This window comes from Segatella salivae F0493 (assembly GCF_000477535.1).
GTDB classification, from domain to species: domain Bacteria; phylum Bacteroidota; class Bacteroidia; order Bacteroidales; family Bacteroidaceae; genus Prevotella; species Prevotella salivae.
In genome coordinates, this window is record NZ_AWGW01000021.1 from 1 (window position 1) to 24,854 (window position 24,854).

Sequence of the window (24,854 nt, forward strand, 5' to 3'; positions counted from 1 at the left end):
GAAAAGAGAAATAGGTGTTTCTGTCAACGACATAAGCATGAAAAAGAGAAATAGGTGTTTCTGTCAACGACATAAGACATGAAAAAGAGAAATAATCGCTTCTGTCAACGACATAAGACGCGAAAAAAAGAAAATAATCGTTTCTGTCAACGACATAAGCGTGAAAAAGAGAAAATAGGTGTTTCTGTCAACGACATAAGCGTGAAAAAGAGAAAATAATTGTTTCTGTCAACGACATAAGCGTGAAAAAGAGAAAATAATTGTTTCTGTCAACGACATAAGCGCGAAAAAGAGAAAATAATCGTTTCTGTCAACGACATAAGCATGAAAAAAGAAAATAGGTGTTTCTGTCAACGACATAAGCATGGAAAAGAGATTTTAGGTGCTTAAGCGCGACGCGGAAAGGCGAAAAAGAGATTTTTAGTGCTTAAGCGTGGCGCGGAAAGATTAAAATAGAAAAAAATCATGCTTCTGAGTGACTCAGAAAGACAAATAAGATGTTTCTGAATGTTTTTATCAATCTCTTTTGCTTTTATACGAAGAAATGCCATGTTAATCACACGGCATTTCTTTTTCTAAAATAAAACCATTTTGTTTCAAATAGGTTTTGAAGTCTTCATCGAAGTCTATTGATAGGGGAGTAGAGCTTAGTCTAAGCTGTATGTATGTACGCTGACTCCTTGGGCCGACGGCAGATAGTTGATGCCCCACCAACACATCTGTAGTAGACAGAAACAGACAATAAGCATGACGAGGGCGGGTTTGGGGCGCATGGGTTTATACTGACGATAGTGAATATAAACCAAATAAGACAGCCATGTGATGGCAGCCCATGTTTCTTTTGGGTCCCAACTCCAATAGTGTCCCCATGCTTCCTTGGCCCAAAGTGCACCCATGAGCATGCCTAATGTGACAAATGACATGCCTACATAAACAAGATTGTCGGTGATGTCGAGCTCTTGGGCTGTTGCTGCCGTTTTCTTGATGAATAGCAGATATACTGCCATTACCATGGCTGCACCGAGCATGGCATAGGCCATCATGTAGACGATGACGTGGGGGGCAAACCACGGACTTTGCAGTGCTGGCATGAGTGTCTTGGAGTGAATCTCGGGTTTGAAGAGATTGATGCACACAAAGACTGTGGCCAATAAGGTGCTGAATGATAATATCCATCTGTAGTGCCAGCGACTGTAGACGATGATACCTGCCAATGGAAGGAAAAAACTATACCAGAGTCGGGTTTCGCCCATCGTGCGAAGGGGTGGACGCTCAAGCGTTATCCACATTAATAATATATAGGAAAAGAAGACTGCAAGACCTAAGCTCGTAAAGACAAAGGTCAGTGTTTTCTTTTCTTTCCATGAAGCAATCGCACCGGTAATCCAGCAAACGACAGAAATAATTGCAAATATGATGAAATAATTCCAAGTCATGATTTAGTTTTCTTTTTTCTTACTTGCGGTGAGGAACATTCCTATCGCACCGATGATTAACAAATAGATTCCTACATAAACAACGTTGAGCCATGGGTCGCGCACCAACTCAAACACACTGACATTGCTCCATTTTCCCATTTGCTCATTGTAGCTGAGTTGATAAATCTTCCAGCCATTAACCTTGAAGGGCTTATTAACTTCAATTTCAGTCAGGATGTTTTTTCCGTCTTGTGTATAGATGTTTACTTTTGAAGCAAAACGTTTAGGTTCGCGACTTGCCATGACGAGTGATTTGCCGTCACCGAGTTTCAATGTTTCTAATGGAAATTGATAACTCCCACAAGTAATCCAGCCTTCTTTTCGGTCTTTTCCTTTTGTGGCAGTTATAGACAACGCACAAGCTGAGCCTGCCATGCTGCTTTGGATATATCCCCCAGTCTTGATGGCCATACCAAGTGAGTCCATGCGTAACATGCCTTTCATCTGCATTGGCATATTCTTGATCATACCTGCCAGCTGCTTAGGAATGGCATCTTCTATCTTTTTATTCATGGTGATATGCCAGCCAGCAATGTTTCCTTGCTTAAAGTTGTCGTCGATGAGCAATACTTCAGGCTTCTTGTAGGGGATGGGACGCCCCGTTTTGTCAATAACCATCAGCTTTGGAGGGTATTCATCAATGGTGAATTGATTGAGTTGGATGGCAATCGGTAGTTCATGCACATTGTTGAGTGCATCGAGTCCGCGCCATTCAGGTTGTCCCTTTTCGCAATACATTTTTAGTCTTTGCATGTCTGCACAACCGAGTGTGGCGGTGGTTAGAACGATAAACAAGCCCAAATGACTTGTAATCACGGGAAGTCTGCGCCATGAAAAGTGTGCGAGTTGATGAACTGCGGTTTCTCCGACAATCATTGTCATCCAAAAATAAACAAGGATGAATGGCCAAAAGTTCAACATCTTGCTAAGCCCGATGAAGTCGGCAGCAGGCTGTTCGGCTGGTACTTGGCGCGAAAGTCCCATGATGATGGTTAGCAAAGCAGATGCAGCAATAGCTGGTATTGCCGCTTGCATGGTCATCATGAAACGGAAAAAGTAGACTTTTTTCCTTAGTAAGTAGAATAGAATAAGCGCAATGATAAGTACGATAAGCGTTATTCCGTTTGCTGGCCAAAGAAATAAAACCCAGTCTAATGGGCCAATAGAGAATTGAAGAAGTAATCCAACCAGTAATAAACCGGCAACGATGGCTACTCCCTCTTTTAAGTTCCAAGGTTTATTCCACATAATTATATATTAAGAAAGAGGCACCGGAGAGAAATCTCCGATGCTCCCTTGTAGTGTTATTTAAAGTAAGATTTTACATGGGTTGTGTGATGAATCGCTTATTTTTGCGAGCCGATTCAATCCATTTCGGTACAATGGTGTCGAGGAAGTCCTTCTTTTGTGACTTTAACTTCTTCATATCGAGACCAATATACTTTGCAGCTTTTTCACGCGTTGAAATGTCTGGAAGAGGTATCTGCCCCGTGAATCCATGCTTTGCAGCAACACGTTGCGCTTGTAATTGAGCATCTTTAGCATACATCATCGAATAGCCGAGCAGACGTTCAACTTCTTGCGGGGCGTGGAATGCAGCTCCGTGACTTGCCAATGAATAATCCCAACGCCACTGACTCTTGCGGATATCACTCAAACATTGCTTCATCTCAGCCTCTGTAGCACCCTTGTCCCATGCGAACTTAGCATAGATGTGTGCGTTGGCTAATTCTCTGTTCACCTTCAAAGCGAAGTCATAAACCTTCTTTTGTCGGTCATAAACATTCTGACGGAGTGTTTCTGCTGACTGTCTGTGGCATGTCTGACAAGTGCGATCGATATGTGCAAGTGGACTCATGATGTGGTGATCAGTATATTTTACGCCACCTTCTGAAATGTAAGGCATGTGACAATCTGCGCATGAAAGACCGCGTTGTCCGTGTATACCCTGTTTGAACATCTCATAACCTGGGTGTTGAGCTTTCAGAATCTTAGCACGAGAGAGTGGGTGAACATAATCATAGAAGCCGATGCTGTCATAGTATTCTTCAGCTGCTTCGCATGTAAGTCCCTTCTCTTGTGGGAAGTGAAGATAGTTCCCATTGTCTTTTTCAAAATAGTATTCTGTATGGCATTGTGCACAAACCAGACTTCTCATTTCTTGATGACTGGCTTTCTTGACATCTTTACCTACGCGTGCCCATGCTTCGTAAAGAGCAGGACGAGCCGGTTTAAGTTCCATTGTGCGTGCATCGTGGCAGTCTGAACATCCCACAGTGTTCATGACTTGGTTTCCCCAATCGCTCCATTTTGCAGCATAGAAAGCATTCTTTCCTTTCTCGCGCATGAGGCGTGGTACATCAGGACCTTTACAAGTCCAGCAAGTTCCAGGTTGCATGTCTCCCTGACCATCAACACCTGGTGAACCTGTTCGAAGGATTTTCCTTAAATCTTCGATACAGTGACGATGGCCACGAGGGCTGTTATAGTCTCTTGAGAACGCATAACCATCCCAGATAACAACGATTTCTGGACATTTATCCAAAATACTTTTCTCTTGTGAACCATTGTATTTACTCTCGAAGGTTGTGTCTTCTGTCATGGCCCATGTTTGATATTCGCGTGGAAAATCCTCAGCGAATTTCTCGTTCTGAGCTACGATAGAGTCGGTCATTGGCACGCGACGATTGTTGAAAACGCTGGCAACTTCTGCTCTTCTTTCTAATAATGAAGAACACAGAAGGCCCAAAATGAACACAACAACCATTGCTCCTCCAAAGAGTAGCCAACCTTGCCATTTCTTAAGTTGTTTTGCCATAGTTATTGAATTTATTAATTTATTCGAAGACTGTTGTTGATATTATAGATTAATTTCATTATTTGTTTTCGGTTGGTCCCATGTAAGGATCATGTCCTAATAGCTTCTGTAGCCAAGCAGGAACAGGATCTGGTGGCATCGGTTCAACGAATTCTGCTCCAGGAGTAGATGAAAGCGAGTTCATTCCCATGTGTGGAACGTTACGATGGCAGTCCCAACAAGTCTTGCCTTCGCCTCGTTTTGCTTCCATATAGTCGATTCGTCCGGTCTTAACAAATTCTTGATTGAGTTGTTTATGACAGCGAATGCAGTTGTCCATGATAACTTCTGCTGAAGCATCTTCAGCTTCAATGGCTTGTCGTTCGCTGTGTGTAACAAAGTAAGCTACATGTTTCATACCATCTTTTCCTTTGAAAAAATAGTGAGAAAAGATGTTGTTGTTGGGCACATGACAATCATTACAGGTAACATCTCTGCCGTGAGATGAGTGCGACCATGTAGCATAATAAGGCGACATAATATGACAATTGATGCAGGCAGCAGGATCATCTCCAACGATGTAGGTTTGCATTCGAAGAAGATACATGAATAAAAACACTAAGCCAAAAGCGATGCCACATAATGAGGTTAAGATAATCTTTTGTCTATAAGAAAGGCTATTGACAAACGATTTCCATCCATTTTTCAAATAGGTATAGGTTAGTCGCTTCATAGAGTAATCATTGATTAATGTCACAAATTTAAGATTTTTGTGTATTAATCAAGTCAAAGATTCGGAAAATTATCCTCATTTATGGGGATAAAATGAAAAAAAATCACAAAAAATATAATCTGTAGTTGGTTTTTTGTCAACTACAGATTACATTTTGTTATACGCGTTGTTGAATTTGTTTTAATTTCAACATGTCTGACGGAACGGCATTTTGTATAGCGTCAACCAATAGTTTTCGAATCTTATGACGCACGAAATCTTTGGTATTTATAATGACAATATTGCGCGTTGGTATAGGGATAGCAAAAGGCCGAACAAGTTCTTTCTGGCTGTCAGCCAATTGTAGTATGGCGAGTTCTGGAATGAAAGTCATGCCTTTTCCGTTTTCAACGATACGCATGAAAGTTTCAATACTGCCCAAAGAATAAGCTTTCTGACTTTGTTTTGCTTCCTTTAATTGACAGAATTTCACAAGTTGATCTCTGAAACAATGGCCTTCATCAAGCATCCAAAGATATTCCCCTTTGAGGTCTGTTGTATGTATCACCTTATTTATATATAGGGGGTCGTCTTTTGCAACATATCCAAAGAACTGCTCAAAGTATAGGTGTGTGGTTTCAAAATCTCCCATTCCATCAAGTTCTGCCAATATGCCTACGTCGATATCTCCATGCTCCAATGCTTTCTTTATTTCGTGTGTTTGCATCTCCCGAATGCGAATGTCCAACTCAGGATAGTGCTGTAGCAGTTGTGGAAAAAAGCGTGGAATGAGATAAGGTGCAATCGTTGGCAGGATGCCTACGTGGAAAATTCCCCGTAAAGTGTTCTTTTCTTCGTCAACAGATTCTTTTAGAAGTCTTGCATGTTGCAAGATTTCTAAACTCTGATTGATGATATGTTGTCCGATAACTGTGGGCAAGATGGGTTGTCGTTTGCGGTCAAAGATCTTCACACCAAGTTCATCTTCAAGTTTCTGAATCATTGAACTCAGTGTTGGTTGGGTTACTTTGCAGGCCTCTGCAGCCTTAGCGAAATGCTTATGTCGGTATACTGCGATGATATACTCTAATTGTTGAAGAGTCATATTTTTAGGTTTTGGTACACTATTTCATGCAAAGATAATTTATTTTTTCATAATTATCAAACTTTTATTTGCTGTTGTCAATAAAAAAAATCTTTTTCTTTATGCGCTTTATAGACTCTTATAGTGATGCGTTATAAATAAAAACTAATTGAAAGATAGATATTTTCTATTGATTAATTCACTTGATTTCTTGTTTCTTATGAAAATAAGCACTAACTTTGCAAACAGGATAATTGGTAATATTAAACAAAAACATTATGAAAAAAAGATTTGTTTGTAGCGTTTGTGGCTACATTTATGAAGGGGCAGAAGCACCAGAAGAGTGCCCAGTATGCCATGCTAAAGGTAAATTCCAGGAGTTTACAACAGCACAATTAAAAGGTACTAAGACCGAACAGAACTTGAAAACTGCTTTCGCAGGTGAAAGTCAAGCTCACACAAAATACCTTTACTATGCTTCTAAAGCAAAGAAAGAAGGTTATGAGCAGATAGGTGGTTTGTTCGAGGAAACAGCTCATAACGAGCGTGAACACGCAGAAATGTGGTTTAAGTTCTTGCATGAAGGTGGTATTCCTACTACGACAACTAACCTTGCTGACGCTGCTGCTGGTGAAAACTATGAGTGGACTGACATGTATGCTCAAATGGCTAAAGAGGCTATGGAAGAAGGTTTTACAGGTATTGCCGCTAAGTTCCGTGCTGTAGGTCAGGTTGAGAAGCATCATGAAGAGCGTTATCGCAAGTTGTTAAAGAACATCGAAGACGGTGTTGTTTTCTCTCGCGATGGAGATTGTATCTGGCAATGCCGCAACTGTGGCCATATCGTTATCGGTAAGAAAGCACCTGAGATTTGCCCTGTTTGCAATCATCCTCAGAGCTTCTTCCAGATTGAGGCAACAAATTATTAATTTGATTGATTTTAAGTTAAGATAGAGAAGTCGGGCAGCAATGCTCGACTTCTTTTGCTTTTTAGGAGTTAAAAGGTAGATAAAATACAAGGAAGTGTTCTATCGAAGAGTTTCTTGTTGCTTATAAAAGAAATAGATTTTAATTTTCATCTTACTGAGATGGTTTTCAATATGATAACGATTGGTCCAAAGATAAATCATATCTGCATTCATAAGAGAATTATACTCTTTATCAGAAAGCTATCAAATTATACGGCAATCTCTATCATTTTATGGCATAAAGTCATTCATATTACCATGTCGTTTGGCTCTTTTTAATTCCTCAATTTTGTGCTATAATTATCAATTCCATTTTACTTCATTTCACCTATTTATATTAAAGGCATTCTGAGTAACCGCTTTTTAGGTTGGCTGTTGGTTCTTTTTTAGTTGTTGGTTCTTTTTAATTATTCCTACCTGGCCATGTAATTAGTGTTGGTGCTGAGAGTGTTTATTTTCAATATTTTATATATTGATGTTTGGTTTACATTCATATAATCTTAATTTTGCCACCTCTATATTACATTTTTTGCTAAAAGAGTATGATAAGTCTAATATTATTGTTAACTTTGCAGCGCTTTAAGTGGATTAGCTCTCCGCTGTAAATGGAGCAAATAATTAATAACGTTATAAAATTTATGTATTTTACTTTATTCGTTACCGTTTTGATAACGGCTGTGGTTTTGGTAGTGGCAGCTTATGTCATAGCAAAGCTTATCGGTCCGCGTTCATACAATCCGGTAAAGGGTGAGCCTTTCGAATGTGGTATTCCAACGCATGGTAGCTCTTGGCTTCCTATGCATGTGGGATATTATTTGTTTGCCATCCTTTTCTTGGTGTTTGATATTGAGACCGTGTTCCTCTATCCATGGGCTGTGGTTGTTAAGCAATTTGGTTCATTAGCCTTGATAAGCATTGGCTTCTTCTTGGTTGTTTTAGTTTTAGGCCTTGCCTATGCATGGCGGAAAGGAGCATTGGAATGGAAGTAAGAAAACCACACATCAAGAGTATTCCTTATGATGAATTTAAGGACAATGACACTCTTGAGAAGATTACGAAAGAGCTGAATGAAGGCGGTGTCAATGTAATTGTTGGTTCATTAGACCAGGCAATCAACTGGGGACGTAGCAATTCACTTTGGTCTCTGACGTTTGGTACGTCATGTTGTGGTATTGAGTTTATGGCCGTTGGTTGTGCTCGATACGACTTTTCTCGTTTCGGTTTCGAGGTAACTCGTAACTCTCCTCGTCAAGCAGACTTGATTATGTGTGCTGGAACGATAACAAACAAGATGGCTCCCGTGTTCAAACGACTTTATGATGAGATTGCTGAGCCAAAGTATGTTGTCGCTGTTGGTGGGTGCACTATTAGTGGTGGACCATTCAAGAAGAGCTATAACGTAGTGCGAGGCATTGATGAACTTGTTCCGGTTGATGTTTACATTCCGGGCTGTCCTCCTCGTCCTGAGGCTATTCTCTATGGAATGATGCAGTTGCAACGTAAAGTTAAGATTGAGAAGTTCTTTGGTGGAGCTAATCATAAGATGACAAAAGAAGAGCGAGAGCTTTCGATGTCGAAGGGAGGTTTGCATGGACTGAGTAACGAAGCCATTGTCGCGACAGAGAAACTCGGCAAACCAGCTCCGATTATAGTTACTGATGTGCCAGCTGATTTCGATCCAGAAAAAGGTCTAACAGATTAATAAGGTAAAAGAAGATGAAATTAAATAACATAGAACTTCAATTCGATAACTTTGCCGCAGAGATGGCAAAGTTGAAGAACGAAAAGCATTTCGACTATCTTGTTACCATTATTGGTGAAGACTTTGGCGAAGAAGGCTTGGGTTGTATCTATATTCTTGAGAATACAGAAAGCCATGAACGTTGCTCTGTTCGAACGATTGCAAAGCAGATAGGAGAAGAGTATGTGATTCCAACTACAATTAATTTGTGGAATGCGGCTAATCTCCTTGAACGTGAAGTGTTTGACTTTTTGGGCATAAAGTTCCTGGGACACCCCGACATGCGTCGTTTGTTTATGCGTAATGACTTTAAGGGATATCCGCTGAGAAAGGATTTTGATGCGAGCCCTGAAGCCAATCCTTTCCCTACAACCGATGAGCCTGAGAGTGATTTCACAACAGAATGGAATCTTGATAAGAACGGAAACTTAGTTGCTACGCAGCATCGTATGTTTGATGAAGATGACTTCATCGTGAACTTAGGACCTAATCACCCAAGTATGCACGGTGTACTTCGTTTGCAAACTGTTCTTGATGGCGAGGTTGTTAAACACATTTATCCTCATTTAGGCTATATCCATCGTGGTATGGAGAAGATGTGTGAGAGTATGACTTACCCTCAAACTTTAGCCTTTACTGACCGCTTGAATTACCTTTGTGCAATGATGCATCGTCATGCTTTGGTTGGCGTTATTGAAGAAGGTATGGGAATTGAACTCTCAGAGCGTATTCAGTATATCCGCACAATCATGGATGAATTGCAGCGTATAAACAACCACTTGCTGTTCCTTGGTACGTGTGCACAAGACTTAAGTGCATTGACTGCATTCCTATATTGCATGCGTGACCGTGAGCATGTGCTGAATGTTATGGAAGAAACCACGGGTGGTCGCCTGATACAAAACTACTATCGAATTGGTGGTTTGCAGGATGATATCGATCCAAACTTTGTCCAAAACACGAAGACGCTTTGCAAATATCTGCGTCCTATGGTTCAAGAATATTTGGATGTATTTGGAGATAACGTCATCACACATCAGCGTCTTGAAGGTGTAGGGCTAATGAATCTTGAGGATTGTATTAATTATGCTGTAACAGGTCCAGCCGGACGTGCTGCTGGTTGGCATAATGATGTGCGCAAGAATCATCCTTATGCAATGTATGGAAAAGTTGATTTTGAAGATATAACCTTAACCAGTGCTGACTCAATGGCACGATATATGGTTCATATTCAAGAGATTTATCAGAGTCTAAACATTATAGAACAGTTGATAGATAATATCCCTGAAGGTGAATTCTATATCAAACAAAAGCCAATAATAAAAGTTCCTGAAGGACAATGGTACTTCTCTGTAGAAGGTGGAGCTGGTGAGTTTGGTGTATATCTTGATTCACGTGGCGACAAGAGTCCGTATCGATTGAAGATGCGTCCAATGGGACTGACCCTTACAGGCGCTTTCGACAAGATGCTGAAAGGACAGAAATTGGCCGACCTTGTGGCTACAGGTGCAGCAATAGATTTCGTTATACCCGATATTGATAGATAATTATGTTTGATTTTAGTATAGTAACAACTTGGATTGACAGTCTTCTTCGTGAGACTCTTAACTTAGGAGATTTCTGGTCAATTTTAATAGAGTGCATACTGGTAGGTGTCTGTATACTTACTGCCTATGCGCTGATTGCTATCGTGTTGATATTCATGGAACGTAAGGTTTGTGCTTACTTTCAATGTCGTCTCGGCCCGATGCGTGTTGGTCCTTGGGGTATCTTTCAGGTGTTTGCTGATGTTTTGAAGATGCTTATCAAGGAAATTTTTGCAGTAGATAAGGCAGATAAATTGCTTTATTATATTGCACCTTTCCTTGTTATTATTGCTTCTGTAGGAACATTCTCCTTCCTTCCATGGAATAAAGGTGCAGCAGTACTTGATTTTAACGTAGGTGTTTTCTTAATAACTGCTATTTCAAGCATTGGTGTGCTGGGCATTTTCATTGCAGGATGGGGCAGTAATAACAAATATTCTGTTGTTAGTGCGATGCGTGGTGCTGTTCAAATGATTTCCTACGAAATATCTTTGGGATTATGTTTGATTAGTGCTGTTATCCTCACTGGTACGATGCAGGTCAGTGGTATTGTAGAAGCACAGCATGGAGCATGGCTCATTTTCCAGAGTCCTTTTACATGGTTAGCTTTCCTTGTGTTCCTTATTGCGGGTAATGCTGAGGCTAATCGTGGCCCATTTGACTTGGCTGAGGCAGAGAGTGAGTTGACAGCAGGTTATCATACCGAGTATTCGGGTATGGGATTTGGCTTCTATTATTTGGCTGAATATTTGAATCTGTTTGTGATCTCAGGTATTGCAGCTACCGTTTTCTTAGGTGGTTGGATGCCTCTTCACGTTTCAGGACTCGATGGTTTTAATGCCATAATGGATTTTATTCCAGGCATTGTTTGGTTCTTTGCAAAGACATTTGCTATTGTTTGGATTCTGATGTGGATTCGATGGACTTTCCCTCGTCTTCGTGTAGATCAGATTTTGGCTTTGGAATGGAAATATCTCATGCCATTCATGCTTGTTATTCTTACTTTGACAACCATTTGGGTTGCCTTGGTTTAATGCTTTCATGAAATGATTAAAGAATTTAGTTAAAATGGAAAATAACAAATCGTATTTCGGTGAAATTGGTGCTGCACTGAAGACTTTGGGTACAGGCCTGAAGGTGACGATGAAGGAATACTTCACGCCAAAGACCACAGAGCAGTATCCCGAGAACCGTAAGACAACGCTTCATGTCTCAAAGCGTCACCGTGGACGTCTTGTTTTCAAGCGTAATGAGGATGAGAGCTATAAATGTGTAGCTTGTCTTATGTGTGAGAAGGCTTGTCCTAATGGCACCATTCAGATTACATCACACATGGCTGAAGACCCAGAAACTGGTCGTAAGAAAAGGCAGCTTGATGATTACCATTATGATCTTGGTGACTGCATGTTTTGCCAATTGTGCGTCAACGCTTGTAATTTCGATGCCATAAAGTTCGTGAATGATTTCGAGAACTCAGTCTTCGACAAAGACAAGTTGGTGTATCATCTTGACAAAGAGGTATATAAAGGAGGTAGTCTTCCTGGACTTATAGATGGAGGAGCACCTTTAACAATCGGTAAGTTTAACACAAAAACCAAGTAGAAAAGATTATGGCAAATTTAATTATGTTTTGCATTCTTGCTGTAATCATTCTTGGTTCAGCAATCGTGTGCGTTACTACTAAACGTATTATGCGAGCAGCAACTTTCTTGCTTTGCGTATTGTTTGGTGTAGCTGGTATTTATTTTATTCTTGATTATACATTCTTAGGTGCAGCACAGATATCTGTTTATGCTGGAGGTATTACAGTTTTGTATGTTTTTGTCATTCAGCTTGTATCTAAGCGTACGTTACAAGGTCTTGTAGAGCGGTTTAAGAGAAAACGTGTTTTCAGCAGTGTTCTCTTGTGTGTCGCTGGACTTTTAACGGTTGGTTTAGTTCTTATTAAAAATAATTTTTATAATGCTGCTTTACAAACTACCGATACAGAAGTGCCAATGGCACAGATTGGTACTGCACTTCTCGGAAGTGATAAATATCAATATGTATTGCCTTTTGAATTTATCTCAGTATTCTTATTGGCATGTATCATTGGCGGTATTATGATTGCAAGGAAGGAGGACAACAAATGAATATCCCTGTAGAATGTTATCTCGTGCTAAGTACGTTATTGTTCTTTATTGGTGTCTTTGGATTTGTAACGCGTCGTAATCTTGTTGCGATGTTAATTTCCATAGAACTTGTATTGAACGCTGTCGATTTGAATTTTGCAGTATTCAATCGTCTCCTTTTCCCAGGACAGCTTGAAGGCTTTTTCTTCACTTTGTTCTCTATTGGAGTCAGTGCGGCAGAAACGGCAGTAGCACTTGCCATCATTATTAATGTTTACCGTAATTACCATAGTGATCAGGTGAACAGTATCGAAAACATGAAATTCTAAAAGAGATGGAATACAGTTATTCATATTTAATACTTCTCCTTCCTTTCCTAAGTTTTTTGGTTTTAGGACTCTTAGGCATGAAGATGAAGAAGCAGGTAGCTGGCCTTATCGGTACAATTATGCTGGGCAGTCTTTTTGCAATGTCTGTCTATACGGCCTATGAATATTTCTTTGTCATTGGGCGTGATGCAACAACAGGCTTATATCCGACGGTTACAGTATTCAATTTTACTTGGTTGAAGTTTACTGATCTGCTTACTTTTAATATAGGTTTCCGCCTGACTCCTATTAGTGTAATGATGTTAATCGTTATTACAACGGTGAGTTTCATGGTGCATATCTATTCTTTTGGCTACATGGCAGAGCGTGATGAGCATTATAAATTTGAAGAATACGAACATGGTTTCCAGCGTTTCTATGCTTATTTATCCCTCTTTACGATGAGTATGTTGGGCTTAGTTGTAGCTACAAACATCTTCCAAATGTATATGTTTTGGGAGCTTGTGGGTGTATGCTCCTACTTGTTAATTGGATTCTATTATCCCAAACATACAGCCGTACATGCCTCGAAGAAAGCTTTCATCGTTACACGTTTTGCAGACTTATTTTTCCTCATTGGTATTTTATTCTTCAGTTTCTATGTAGGTACATTCAATTATGACCTGCATGCTAACCCAGAACTTGTTGGAAAACTTGCAAGTGTAGCTAAAGAATATGCTTGGGTGTTGCCAACAGCATTGTTCTTGATGTTTATCGGTGGTGCTGGTAAGAGTGCAATGTTCCCACTTCATATCTGGTTGCCTGATGCTATGGAAGGTCCAACGCCTGTTTCTGCACTGATTCATGCCGCAACCATGGTTGTTGCAGGTGTTTATCAGGTGGCAAGTCTGTTCCCAATTTGGGTAAAATATGCTCCAGAACAACTTCATTGGGTTGCTTATATTGCAGCATTTACAGCCTTCTATGCAGCTGCTGTTGCTTGTGCTCAACGTGATATTAAACGTGGCTTGGCATTCTCAACGATCTCACAGATTGCTTATATGCTTGTGGCTTTAGGTGTTTGCTTCGCCATGGATAATCATGAAGGAGGTCTTGGCTATATGGCCAGCATGTTCCATTTGTTTACACATGCCATGTTCAAAGCGCTTCTATTCCTTTGTTCAGGTGCAATTATTGTGATTATCGGAAGTAACTTTAAGGAATATATGGGTGGTCTTCACAAATATATGCCTATCACGAACATCTGCTTCCTCATTGGTTGTATTGCTATTAGTGGTGTTTGGCCTTTCGCAGGCTTCTTCTCAAAGGATGAAATTGTATCAGCTTGTTTTGAATATTCTCCATTCTTAGGTTGGTTTATGACGCTTGTATCAGGTATGACAGCGTTCTATATGTTCCGACTCTATTACGTTATTTTCTGGGGACAAAGCTATTATGAACTTGATCCTGAACATCGTAAGCGTCCAGCAGAAGTTCCTTTCGTAATGTGGGGACCTTTAGTATTCCTTGCTATCATTTCAATTTTTGCAGGATGGATTCCTTTTGGTCACTTTGTTTCAGCTACAGGACAGTCTATGGAAATTCATTTGCAACACTTTGAATTCTCAAGTGTCGCTTGGTTCAGTCTTTTGGCTGCAGCAATTGGAATTGGCTTAGCTACATGGATGTATCTTCCAAAGCATAATCCTGTTCCTGATTTGTTGGCAAAGAGAATGCCTCGTTTGCACAAAGCAGCGCTTAATCGTTTCTATATTGACGACGCATGGCAGTTCTTTACGCATCAGATTGTGTTCAATTGCTTCTCTAAACCCATCGCTTGGTTTGACCGTCATGTCATTGATGGAACATTTAACTTCATGGCATGGGGTGCTCAAGAAGCAGGCGAAACGATTCGTCCTTGGCAGAGTGGTGATGTCCGTTCGTACGCATCATGGTTCCTTACAGGTACCATTGCATTGACATTGATCTTGCTTTGTATTTTCAGTTAATGAATCATGAACATGAATAAAGACAAATAAAAAATGAGTATATTAACATTATTTGTAGTAATTCCGGTCCTGATGCTTATCGGTCTTTGGCTTGCAAAGAACGATAATCAGGTTCGTGGTGTGATGGTTGTTGGTGCAAGTGCATTGCTTGGGCTTTCAATATGGCTCACCATCACCTTCATTCAGATGCGTAATGCAGGCAACACCGATTTGATGTTGTTTACCTATAGTGTGCCTTGGTTTGCACCTCTACACATTGCATACAGCGTTGGCGTTGACGGCATCTCTGTAGTGATGATTCTTCTATCTGCGATTATTGTTTTTACAGGTACATTTGCTTCTTGGCAACTCGAACCAATGAAGAAAGAATATTTCCTATGGTTTGTTTTGTTGAGTATAGGTGTGTTTGGTTTCTTTATATCGACCGACCTCTTCACGATGTTTATGTTCTACGAAGTTGCATTGATTCCGATGTATCTTCTCATTGGTGTATGGGGAACAGGACCTAAAGAATATGCTGCCATGAAGCTTACCTTGATGTTGATGGGTGGTAGCGCACTCTTGATTATCGGTATACTTGGCATTTACTATTTCAGTGGAGCAACCACAATGAACATCAACGAAATTGCAGCTTTGCATAATATTCCGGTAGCCGTTCAGAAGGTGTTCTATCCGTTTATCTTCATCGGATTTGGTGTTTTGGGTGCGCTTTTCCCATTCCACACATGGTCACCTGATGGTCATGCTTCAGCGCCAACAGCTGTTTCTATGCTCCATGCCGGTGTATTAATGAAACTTGGAGGTTACGGATGTTTCCGCATTGCAATGTATTTGCTTCCTGAAGCTGCAGAGCAACTCTCTTGGATCTTCTTGATTCTCACCACCTGCTCTGTTGTTTATGGTGCACTCTCTGCTTGTGTTCAGACTGATTTGAAGTATATCAATGCTTATTCTTCAGTTTCTCACTGTGGTATGGTGCTCTTTGCTCTTTGCATGCTGACACAAACAGCCATTACAGGTGCTGTGCTTCAGATGCTTTCTCATGGATTGATGACAGCATTGTTCTTTGCTTGTATCGGTATGATTTATCACCGTGCAGGAACTCGTGACGTGCGTTATCTTGGCGGATTGATGAAGGTTATACCTTTCCTTTCTGTTTCATACGTCGTTGCAGGTCTTGCCAACTTAGGTTTGCCTGGTTTCTCTGGCTTCGTTGCTGAGATGACCATTTTTGTTGGTTCTTTCCAAAATGGCGATATGTTCCATCGTGTTTGCACCATCATTGCATGCTCTTCTATCGTTATCACAGCTGTGTATATCTTGCGTGTTGTGGGTAAAATCTTATTCCAAAAGATTGCTAATCCGAAGTTCCTCGAGCTTCATGATGCCACTTGGGATGAGCGTTTTGCCATCGGCGGATTGATTTTCTGCGTGGCAGGACTTGGTATGTTCCCACTCTGGGTAGACAATGTGATTAGTGGTGCAGTTGGTCCAATCATCCAGCATATTCTTGGAACCACGGTAGCGGCTCTGTAATGTAGAACAAAATGATTAAGAATAAAGATTTATTATGAATATAGATTATAGTCAATTTCTAAGCATGATACCCGAGGTGACGCTCATGGCACTTCTTGTTATCGTCTTCATTGCAGACTTTTCTACCGCACAGCGTTTTGTCATGCCTAATGGTGATAACAAAACTTCGTCACCACGCGCATGGTTTAATCCTTTGGTTTGTCTCTTGATGGCAGCGCATATTGTCATCAATATCTTCCCTGTCACCGCATCTACAGCATTTGGAGGCATGTATTACACAACTCCTTCGATTGGTGTTGTGAAAACCATTCTTGCTTTGGGTGCATTGATTGTCTTGATTCAAAGTCGTGAATGGATTTCGCGTCCTGACACACAATTCAAGGAAGGAGAGTTCTATATGCTCGTCATTTCAACCCTTTTGGGTATGAATATGATGGTCAGTGCGAACCATTTCTTAATGTTCTTCCTTGGTCTTGAAATGGCATCTGTGCCAATGGCTTGCCTTGTAGGACTTGACAAATACCGTCATCACTCTGCCGAAGCTGCTGCAAAATTCATTTTGACTGCGACCTTCTCAAGTGGTGTGATGCTCTTTGGTATCTCCTTTATCTATGGTGCAATGGGCACGCTCTACTTTGACGACATTGCTGTTAAGATGCAAGCCACACCGCTAACCATTATGGGCATGGTGTTCTTCTTTAGTGGTTTAGGATTTAAGTTATCTTTGGTTCCTTTCCATTTCTGGACAGCCGACACCTATCAGGGAGCTCCAACAACCGTTACCGGCTATCTTTCGGTAGTCAGCAAAGGTGCTGCAGCCTTCGCACTCTGTGCAATTCTCATGAAGGTGTTTGCTCCGATGGTTGAATATTGGCAGTATCTGTTGTTTATTGTTATTGTACTTTCTATTACGATTGCCAACCTCTTTGCACTGCGTCAACGCGACTTAAAGCGTTTTATGGCGTTCAGTTCTATTTCTCAGGCGGGATATATCGTATTAGCAATTGTTGGTAACACGGCAATGAGCTTCACGGCATTGAGTTTCTATGTACTTATCTATGTTGCAGCAAACATGGCAGTCTTCGCTGTCATCAGTAGCGTAGAAGAGCATAATCAAGGTAAGGTGAACATGGAAGACTATAATGGTCTCTACAAAACCAACCCTCGTTTGGCTTTCTTGATGACATTGGCCTTATTCTCTTTGGGTGGTATTCCACCATTTGCAGGTATGTTCAGCAAGTTCTTTGTGTTCATGGCTGCAGTCAAGGGAGCCTCAATCAGTACAACCAGTGGCGCACTTGCTTACGCTGTTGTATTCATTGCATTGATCAATACGGTAATCAGTCTTTACTACTATCTGTTGATTGTAAAAGCAATGTACATCAAACACAACGACAGTCCTTTGCCAACATTCAAGAGTGCTTCAAGCACAAAACTTGCATTAGCAATTTGCATCACAGGCATTCTGCTCTTTGGCGTGTGCAGCATGGTTTATGGATGGATTAATAGTGCAGCCATAGCATCATTGTAAGGCTGTTTATAGAATTATAACTAATGAAGAAAGCATGGCAAACTCTTTGCCATGCTTTTTTTATGCTTATGTCGTTGACAGAAGCGCTTATTTTCTCTTTTTGGTGTTTATGTCGTTGACAGAAGCGATTATTTTTGCTTTTTGGTGTTTATGTCGTTGTCAGAAGCGATTATTTTCTCTTTTTGGTGCTTATGTCATTGACAGATGCGCTTATTTTTGCTTTTTGGTGCTTATGTCGTTGACAGAAGCGATTATTTTTGCTTTTTGGTGCTTATGTCGTTGACAGAAACGATTATTTTCAATTTTTGGTGTTTATGTCATTGACAGAAGCGATTATTTTCAATTTTTGGTGCTACATACGTTGTATCTAACATGAAAATCTTCTTTTTTGTGCCAGATACGTTGTATCTAACACGAAAATTCTCTTTTTGGTGTTAGATACGTTGTATCTAACACTAAAATTCTCTTTTTGGTGTTAGATACGTTGTATCTAACATGAAAATTCTCTTTTTGGTGCTACATACGTTGTATCTAACACGAAAATCCTCTTTTTGGTGCTAGATACGTTGTATCTAACATGAAAATTCTCTTTTTGGTGTTACATACGTTGTATGTAGCGTGAAAATTCTCTTTTTGGTGTTACATACGTTGTATGTAGCATTTAATTTTCTCCATTTGGTGTTTCCGCGCCGAGGTTTAGCATGTAAAATGATGTTGACTTTCATAGAATCGTCAGCAATCAATCATGCAGTCTATTGGCTGATAGACAAACATTTATAACCCTTTTCTTTTTCATAAAAAACAAAAAAAGGCCGGTATATTTTTGGGTTGAAAGAGAATAATTATTACCTTTGCTGCACCAACTATTTATACTTAATTATCATGGCAAAAAAGATAACAGATAAAGTAACCTGGGTAGGAAAGATTGATTGGGAATTAATGCGATTTCATGGCGATGAGCTTTCTACGGAACATGGCTCAAGCTATAATGCCTTCCTTATTCGAGATAAGAAGACCGTGTTGATGGATACGGTGTGGCAACCCTATGATAAAGAGTTTGTGGCACGATTGAAGCGAGAGATTGATCTTAAGGAGATTGATTATATCGTGATGAATCACAATGAAATTGACCATAGCGGTGCGCTTCCTGAACTTTTGCGCGAGATTCCCGACACTCCAATTTATTGTACAAAGAAGGGTGAGGCCATTCTTCGTGGTCATTATCATCAAGATTGGAATTATGTGAATGTAAAGACGGGGGATACGCTTGATTTAGGTGAGTCAACCCTCACATTCATTGAAGCTCCGATGTTGCACTGGCCTGACACGATGATGAGCTATCTTTCAGGCGAAGAAATCTTGTTCTCAAATGATGTTTTCGGTCAGCATTTTGCAACAGAGTCTCTCTATAACGACCTTGTTAAGCAAGATGACTTAATGTGGGAGGCAGAGAAGTATTATGCAAATATCATCAACACTTATAGTCCGATGGCAAGCCGAAAGATGAAGGAACTTGTTGGTATGAATCTTTCAATCAAGATGATTTGCCCCAGCCACGGTGTGATGTGGAAGAATAACCCCATGCAGATTATTGAGAAGTATCAGGCATGGTGTGAAGCTTATCAAGAAAACCAGATTACAATAGTTTACGACACGATGTGGCAGTCTACGCGTAAGATGGCAGAGGCAATCACAGAGGGCATTCTGAGTGAGGACAGCAATGTGACAGTGAAACTTTATAATGCAGCAAAAGAAGATAAAAATGATATTCTCACAGAGATGTTCCAGTCTAAAGCTGTGCTTGTAGGTTCTCCAACCATCAATTATGGCTATTCTTATGCGATTGCGGGTATTCTTGAAATGGCTCGCGGTTTGAAATTTAAGAATAAGAAGGCTGCAGCTTTCGGTTCATATGGATGGAGTGGTGATGCACCAAAACTCATCAGTGAGCATTTGAAAGAAGGCGGTTTTGAACTTGTAGATGAGGGATTTAAGACCTTGTGGGTGCCAGATGAAGATGCACTTGCAGCGTGTCGAGAATATGGAAAAGCTTTTGCTAAAGCAACAAAATAATTTAATTTATTAATTAACAAAGACGATTATGAAAAAGTATGTATGCGATGTTTGTGGGTATGTTTATGACCCAGCAGTAGGTGATCCTGATAGCGGTATAGCAGCAGGAACAGCATTTGAGGATATTCCAGATGATTGGGTTTGCCCAACATGTGGTGTAACTAAAGAAGATTTCAGTGTAGTTGAAGAGTAATTTCGACAACATAAGATTATAAAAAAGAGGCCTTGGAAATGACAAACTTCGTTTGAGTTTCCGAGGCTTCTTCTTTGTAGATGATTCAATAATATCAAGGAAGCAGCTTTTCGTGAGTTTATTTCCGCATAAAAGAAAAGAGATGCACCATAGCTTTTGTTTGATGCATCTCTTTTGACATTGTCGGTTTATTTTAATGGAAATGTGAAGTGCTTCTTTTCCTTGTTTGTAAGTCCTACATAATCTACTTCCATTTTTCCGTTTGCAATGTGACAAAGCAGATAGGTATTATTGCTGTTTACAAGGTTGGGGAAGTTTATTACTTCATTTGGTTCCTGATAATCGAACCTGTGTAGATGACCTGAAAGCATAACCGAAACATTCATCTTATTGAGTTCTGGTGTCAAGGTCTCCTGCATTGTGAAGAGGTCCATGCCAGTTTTTCAGCGTAGGCGGCATGTGAGAGAATACCACGATGGGGTGCTTTCCAATCTTCTTCTCTTCTTGCAAGCTGCGCAACCATCGTTCTTGTTCTTCACGATATTGATCACATTCAACGATGCCGCAATACTCAAGGTCAGCGTCGGGCTTGTCTTCTCCTGAGTCAATGAATAGAAAATCTACACCAGCTACATGTTGAAGCCGATAGTATTTACCATTGTTTGTGGGGAAATAGCGGTTGAGATAATCGGCAAACTCCCCACGGAGTTCATGATTCCCTCGATTAAAGAATAAGGGTACGTCGGTTGCAAACATGCTCACGCATGTGTCCAAATATGCATCCATGATATGCTTTTGACTCCTTATGCGGTTCGACATATCACCATTGAGTAGTACGAAATCAAGTTTCTTTAGATCTACATTCTTGCATAACTCCTTCATAAACTGCGGACGCTCATGAATATCATTCAATACCAAGAAAGTGATTTCGCGTGGCTTTGCAGGATAAGTCTTAAACTCATAAGGCTTCTTTTTCCAAACATCAGACCATGCTAATCCACCCAAAGTAACCCAATCGTCGTTGCACCAATCTTTCAATGCTTGTGTAACTACCCGATAACGATACTTAGAATCAGGTTTTAGGCCTCTTATTCGAACACAATGAACGCTATCAGTAAGTATTCTTCTGCCTGCTTCTGCGGCGTAATAGCGTTTGCGTGTCTTGCTATAAAAGTGATCGGTGGAGTCTGTTGCCATTTCCACGTAGGATATTCCAGGAACATCTGTCACCCAAACAATAGTGACTCCTGTGCTATCCATGTCACAAATCCATGGTCCATGGGTTACTTTAATGCCTTTTGCACTTACACAAAACAGCAGTAGTAATCCAAGTAATATGTGTTTCATCAGGTTTTGCTTTATTCGTCTTATTCGTGATATTTTTATAATTGAGTTTGTATTAATTATTAAATAAGTTGTACTATTATTGTCTTTATTCCTCCGGATAAATTCCTTTTATGGAGGAGTGAAGAGGTATAGTACAACTTATTTTCTGAAGTTTTAATGTCCCAAACGTTCTTTTTGTAAGATGCGTTGTAGCTTAAATACCTCTTCAGGATGTTGAAGTGCTACATTGTCTTTCTCATATTTGTTTGAAGTCATATCGTAAAGTTGTGGAGTAGGGGAATTGCCTGTTTCAATTTTAGGTCCCCATGTAATCATTTTCGGACCATCATGAGGCTCTATATAGCGCCAATGTGGTGTGAGAACCGATAAAACATGCACGTTAGATTCGCCGATAACATAGTCGCGTCCTTTATCATTAGTACCTAAGAACGTAGGAAGATAGTTATGACTATCTGGTGCACTGCCTTTCGGAAGTTTTGCTCCAATCAATGACCCCAATGAAGAGAATAAATCAATTTGGCTTAGTAGTGCATTGGATTGTTTGCCACGAGCTACTTTGTTGGGCCAACTTACGATGAGGGGAACAGCTGTTCCGCCTTCAAAAGCACTATATTTATTCCCTCTGAAAGGTCCGGCGGGCTTATGCCCATGAAGCATTTCCTCGGCTTGATCATCATAACCATCGTCAACAACAGGCCCATTATCACTTGTAAGAATAATAAGCGTGTTGTCTGCAATGCCAAGTTGAGACAAGGTCTTCATGATTTCGCCTACTGACCAATCGAATTGCACGATAGCATCACCGCGTAGTCCCATATTACTCTTACCGCGGAAACGGGCATGAGGGAAGCGAGGAACATGTACATCATTGGTGGCAAAATACATCATGAAAGGTTTATTGCGGTTTGCTTTTATAAAGTTTACGGCATGACTTACAATAGAGTCGGCAATGTTTTCATCTTTCCATAGTGCTTTTCCGCCACCTTTCATATATCCAATTCGCCCAATTCCGTTGACAATTGACATATCGTGACCATGACTTGAACGTTGATTGTAGAGCAGTTCTGGATTAGAACTACCAGTCGGTTCACCCTCGAAGTTCTGCTTATAGCTGACAAAAATTGGATGTTCCGGGTCATAGTTGGCCACATTTCCGTTTTCAATAAACACACAAGGCACTCGGTCGGCAGTTGCAGCCATGATATAATAATAATCAAAGCCAATGTCTTGGAGGGCAGTTGGCAATGGAGCATTCCAGTCTTGTTCGCCTGCTTCACTCCCCAATCCTAAGTGCCATTTACCTATTGCGGCTGTAGTATATCCACGACTTCTAAACATATCGGCCATTGTAAATTGCTCAGGATGGATAATCATGCTTGCATTTCCAGCAGCAATGTCTGTGTCATTGCGTCGCCATGCATATTCGCCTGTGAGCAGAGAATAGCGTGAGGGCGTACTGGTTGCTGCGATTGCATGTCCATTTGTGAATTGGATGCCATTGCGAGCAAGGCGATTTATATTCGGGGTTTCTACGCCTTTGGCTCCATAACACTGCAAATCTCCATAGCCGAGATCATCAGCTAAGATGACAATCACATTTGGTAGTTTGTCTTTTTTATTTTGCTCTGTTTTTTGTTTTGCAATACTTTGCATTGGTAGTGTAGCTGCAGAACCAAGTAATGCAAAGGTGAAAAGATTCTTTCTCATTGTTTATGTTTTAATTAGAGTTTTCTCTTAAGTTAGGATTAATATTTTGCTCAGCTAATGGAATAGGCCAAGTATAGTCTTGAGGATTACGGAATTCTCTTTTCCCTACATACCAGCGGCAATGTCCTGTGGGGTCAATCTCTTTCGTTGCTGTAGCATACTGTGTTGAATTTGGATAGGGTGCGCCCCATATCTTGCCGTTTAAGACTTCGTGTGCAATGTGCCATCTCAATAAGTCCCAATAACGTATGCCTTCATAAGCCAGTTCTATACGGCGTTCATGTCGTACGATTTCGCGGAGTCTATCAGGGTTTAGTTCATGTATTCCAGGCATGTGTACGTCGGCTCTACCACGAACTTTATTGATAGTTTGATCCAAAAGCGCTTGGGTAATCGGTTGATTGCTCTCCAACATACATTCTAAATAGCTCAACAATACCTCGGCATAACGTATAATTGGAGTTACTGCACTATAGCTTGTGATATCTTCTATCGGGTTTTCATCAAAGTATTTTCTCCACATAAAACCAGTTTTTGAAGCTTCAGAAGAATAGTCTAAGCGTTGTTTTAATGAAGCTTGATAATCTGGACTTGAACGATAGACAGTTCCTTTAAACATGCTTCCATTATAATAAATGGTATAATCTAATCGTGGATCACGATTCTTACCTAAGTTATTGGGATCAAAGCGCGAATCATCATAGCTGAAAGGAGTTCCATCTGTGAATTCATAGGCTTCGAAAAGTCCACCTGATGGATTTGAAGAACTCCATCCTCCATCTTTTGCAGACAATAGATGTTGTGGAAGTCCTGAGCCGAAATAGTTTGCCAAGTAGGCGATGTAGAAAATGTTTTCTTTATTGTTTACTCCTGTATTCGGTAAGAACAAGGCACGATAATTAGGTGCAATGTCATTATCTCCTAAGTCAATGATCTCACGATAAGCCTGTGCTCCTTCTTGCCATTGCTTCAAAAGCATGCATGTTCTACCCATGAAGGCTAAAGCAGCTTGCTTACATGCTCTGCCCGTTTCGCTTGAGGTAATATCTTTATAGCGTGGAAGGTCGTTAGCTGCAGCCTTGAATTCGTCAATGCACCACGATAGAATGACACTTTGTTTTTCCTTCTTTACTTGGTTAGCCTCTTCACCTGATAGCAAAGTTGTCACCAAAGGAACATCTTTAAAGTAACTCGCTAAGTAGTGATATTGTGTTGCTCTAAGGAATCGAGCCTCTGCAATCATTCGTTTCTTTGAAGCATTGTCGGGCTGTTTTTGAATGCCCTCAAGAAAACGATTGCACATTTCTATACGCTTATATGCCGCATCCCAATATAGTTTTATAAACCTATTGGCATTCTCTAACTTACCACTTGAGATTTGGAAATAGGCATTGTTCTCTCCTCTTCGGTCGAAACCATTATCTGAAAGATGCTCCATGTAGAGCAAACCTGCATACGACCAGAAGTCTGAAGGAGCAAATTCCACACCATTAGTAATGGGCCCTCGGTAGAGTGAAGTCAAGGAAAGTGGGGCATTCTTTGAATTGTTCCAGAATGTCTTTTCAGGCAAGTCTGTTAATGGAGAACGGTCCAAACTGCATGACATGAATAAGAATGAAGTCAGAACAGCAGTGGGGAGATAGTTCGATATTGATTTTATAAATAACTTTTTC

General features: G+C 40.4%; 22 protein-coding genes. 13 read left to right on the forward strand and 9 right to left on the reverse strand.

What is annotated here, in order from left to right; translation table 11 throughout:
- Positions 1-647 precede the first annotated feature (647 nt).
- From ccsA to HMPREF9145_RS06460, 5 genes are all read right to left on the reverse strand, one after another.
- Positions 648-1,436 (reverse strand): cytochrome c biogenesis protein CcsA, encoded by a 789-nt coding sequence (gene ccsA / locus HMPREF9145_RS06440; protein ID WP_021825558.1) that lies wholly within the window; start codon positions 1,434-1,436, stop codon positions 648-650.
- 3 nt (positions 1,437-1,439) lie between these two features.
- The gene (locus tag HMPREF9145_RS06445; protein ID WP_021825549.1) at positions 1,440-2,726 is read right to left on the reverse strand and encodes a cytochrome c biogenesis protein ResB; all 1,287 of its coding nucleotides are present in this window, start codon (positions 2,724-2,726) and stop codon (positions 1,440-1,442) included.
- Positions 2,727-2,799: 73 nt separating this feature from the next.
- A complete protein-coding gene (nrfA, locus tag HMPREF9145_RS06450; RefSeq protein WP_021825605.1) occupies positions 2,800-4,296 on the reverse strand; it encodes an ammonia-forming cytochrome c nitrite reductase in 1,497 nt (498 codons plus the stop codon).
- A 58-nt stretch (positions 4,297-4,354) separates the two neighbouring features.
- On the reverse strand, positions 4,355-5,008 hold the full coding sequence (gene nrfH, locus HMPREF9145_RS06455) for a cytochrome c nitrite reductase small subunit (RefSeq protein WP_021825610.1): 654 nt from the start codon (positions 5,006-5,008) through the stop codon (positions 4,355-4,357).
- 157 nt (positions 5,009-5,165) lie between these two features.
- Entirely contained in the window at positions 5,166-6,092 is a 927-nt protein-coding gene (locus tag HMPREF9145_RS06460; RefSeq protein WP_021825617.1) for a hydrogen peroxide-inducible genes activator, read from the reverse strand.
- Between the two features lie 257 nt (positions 6,093-6,349).
- Between HMPREF9145_RS06460 and rbr the strand changes: the two genes are divergently transcribed.
- The 13 genes from rbr to rd all read left to right on the forward strand — a co-directional run bounded on the left by rbr (position 6,350) and on the right by rd (position 20,127).
- Complete coding sequence (gene rbr, locus HMPREF9145_RS06465; protein WP_021825613.1) at positions 6,350-7,000, forward strand: rubrerythrin; 651 nt, start codon at positions 6,350-6,352, stop codon at positions 6,998-7,000.
- A 677-nt stretch (positions 7,001-7,677) separates the two neighbouring features.
- Positions 7,678-8,028: an NADH-quinone oxidoreductase subunit A gene (locus HMPREF9145_RS06470; RefSeq protein WP_021825606.1), complete on the forward strand. Its 351-nt coding sequence runs from the start codon at positions 7,678-7,680 to the stop codon at positions 8,026-8,028.
- Positions 8,019-8,741, forward strand: a complete 723-nt coding sequence (locus tag HMPREF9145_RS06475; protein ID WP_021825546.1) for an NADH-quinone oxidoreductase subunit B — start codon at positions 8,019-8,021, stop codon at positions 8,739-8,741. Before HMPREF9145_RS06470 ends, HMPREF9145_RS06475 begins: the two co-directional genes overlap by 10 nt.
- A gap of 14 nt (positions 8,742-8,755) precedes the next feature.
- On the forward strand, positions 8,756-10,327 hold the full coding sequence (locus HMPREF9145_RS06480) for an NADH-quinone oxidoreductase subunit D-related protein (RefSeq protein WP_021825588.1): 1,572 nt from the start codon (positions 8,756-8,758) through the stop codon (positions 10,325-10,327).
- A gap of 2 nt (positions 10,328-10,329) precedes the next feature.
- Positions 10,330-11,400 carry an NADH-quinone oxidoreductase subunit NuoH gene (gene nuoH / locus HMPREF9145_RS06485; protein ID WP_007133980.1) on the forward strand — a complete coding sequence of 357 codons (1,071 nt, stop codon included), beginning with the start codon at positions 10,330-10,332 and terminating at the stop codon, positions 11,398-11,400.
- 34 nt (positions 11,401-11,434) lie between these two features.
- The gene (locus HMPREF9145_RS06490; RefSeq protein ID WP_007133979.1) at positions 11,435-11,968 is read left to right on the forward strand and encodes a 4Fe-4S dicluster domain-containing protein; all 534 of its coding nucleotides are present in this window, start codon (positions 11,435-11,437) and stop codon (positions 11,966-11,968) included.
- Positions 11,969-11,976: 8 nt separating this feature from the next.
- Positions 11,977-12,498 carry an NADH-quinone oxidoreductase subunit J family protein gene (locus HMPREF9145_RS06495; RefSeq protein ID WP_021825612.1) on the forward strand — a complete coding sequence of 174 codons (522 nt, stop codon included), beginning with the start codon at positions 11,977-11,979 and terminating at the stop codon, positions 12,496-12,498.
- On the forward strand, positions 12,495-12,806 hold the full coding sequence (nuoK, locus tag HMPREF9145_RS06500; protein ID WP_007133977.1) for an NADH-quinone oxidoreductase subunit NuoK: 312 nt from the start codon (positions 12,495-12,497) through the stop codon (positions 12,804-12,806). The genes HMPREF9145_RS06495 and nuoK overlap by 4 nt, the downstream gene beginning before the upstream one ends.
- A 5-nt stretch (positions 12,807-12,811) precedes the next feature.
- On the forward strand, positions 12,812-14,794 hold the full coding sequence (nuoL, locus tag HMPREF9145_RS06505; RefSeq protein ID WP_021825596.1) for an NADH-quinone oxidoreductase subunit L: 1,983 nt from the start codon (positions 12,812-12,814) through the stop codon (positions 14,792-14,794).
- Between the two features lie 33 nt (positions 14,795-14,827).
- Positions 14,828-16,330: a complex I subunit 4 family protein gene (locus tag HMPREF9145_RS06510; protein ID WP_021825609.1), complete on the forward strand. Its 1,503-nt coding sequence runs from the start codon at positions 14,828-14,830 to the stop codon at positions 16,328-16,330.
- 34 nt (positions 16,331-16,364) lie between these two features.
- A complete protein-coding gene (locus tag HMPREF9145_RS06515; protein ID WP_036906890.1) occupies positions 16,365-17,861 on the forward strand; it encodes an NADH-quinone oxidoreductase subunit N in 1,497 nt (498 codons plus the stop codon).
- A gap of 882 nt (positions 17,862-18,743) precedes the next feature.
- The gene (locus tag HMPREF9145_RS06520) at positions 18,744-19,934 is read left to right on the forward strand and encodes an anaerobic nitric oxide reductase flavorubredoxin (RefSeq protein WP_021825594.1); all 1,191 of its coding nucleotides are present in this window, start codon (positions 18,744-18,746) and stop codon (positions 19,932-19,934) included.
- A gap of 28 nt (positions 19,935-19,962) precedes the next feature.
- The gene (rd, locus tag HMPREF9145_RS12810) at positions 19,963-20,127 is read left to right on the forward strand and encodes a rubredoxin (protein WP_007133969.1); all 165 of its coding nucleotides are present in this window, start codon (positions 19,963-19,965) and stop codon (positions 20,125-20,127) included.
- Between the two features lie 188 nt (positions 20,128-20,315).
- Here the strand turns inward: rd and HMPREF9145_RS13940 are convergent, their stop codons facing one another.
- From HMPREF9145_RS13940 to HMPREF9145_RS06535, 4 genes are all read right to left on the reverse strand, one after another.
- On the reverse strand, positions 20,316-20,561 hold the full coding sequence (locus HMPREF9145_RS13940) for a hypothetical protein (protein WP_021825576.1): 246 nt from the start codon (positions 20,559-20,561) through the stop codon (positions 20,316-20,318).
- Positions 20,515-21,474, reverse strand: coding sequence for a purple acid phosphatase family protein (locus tag HMPREF9145_RS06525; protein ID WP_021825593.1), 960 nt, complete (start codon positions 21,472-21,474; stop codon positions 20,515-20,517). The genes HMPREF9145_RS13940 and HMPREF9145_RS06525 overlap by 47 nt, the downstream gene beginning before the upstream one ends.
- Positions 21,475-21,627: 153 nt before the next feature.
- Positions 21,628-23,181, reverse strand: coding sequence for a sulfatase family protein (locus tag HMPREF9145_RS06530; RefSeq protein WP_007133966.1), 1,554 nt, complete (start codon positions 23,179-23,181; stop codon positions 21,628-21,630).
- A gap of 10 nt (positions 23,182-23,191) precedes the next feature.
- Positions 23,192-24,841: a RagB/SusD family nutrient uptake outer membrane protein gene (locus tag HMPREF9145_RS06535; protein WP_036906906.1), complete on the reverse strand. Its 1,650-nt coding sequence runs from the start codon at positions 24,839-24,841 to the stop codon at positions 23,192-23,194.
- Between the last annotated feature and the right edge of the window lie 13 nt (positions 24,842-24,854).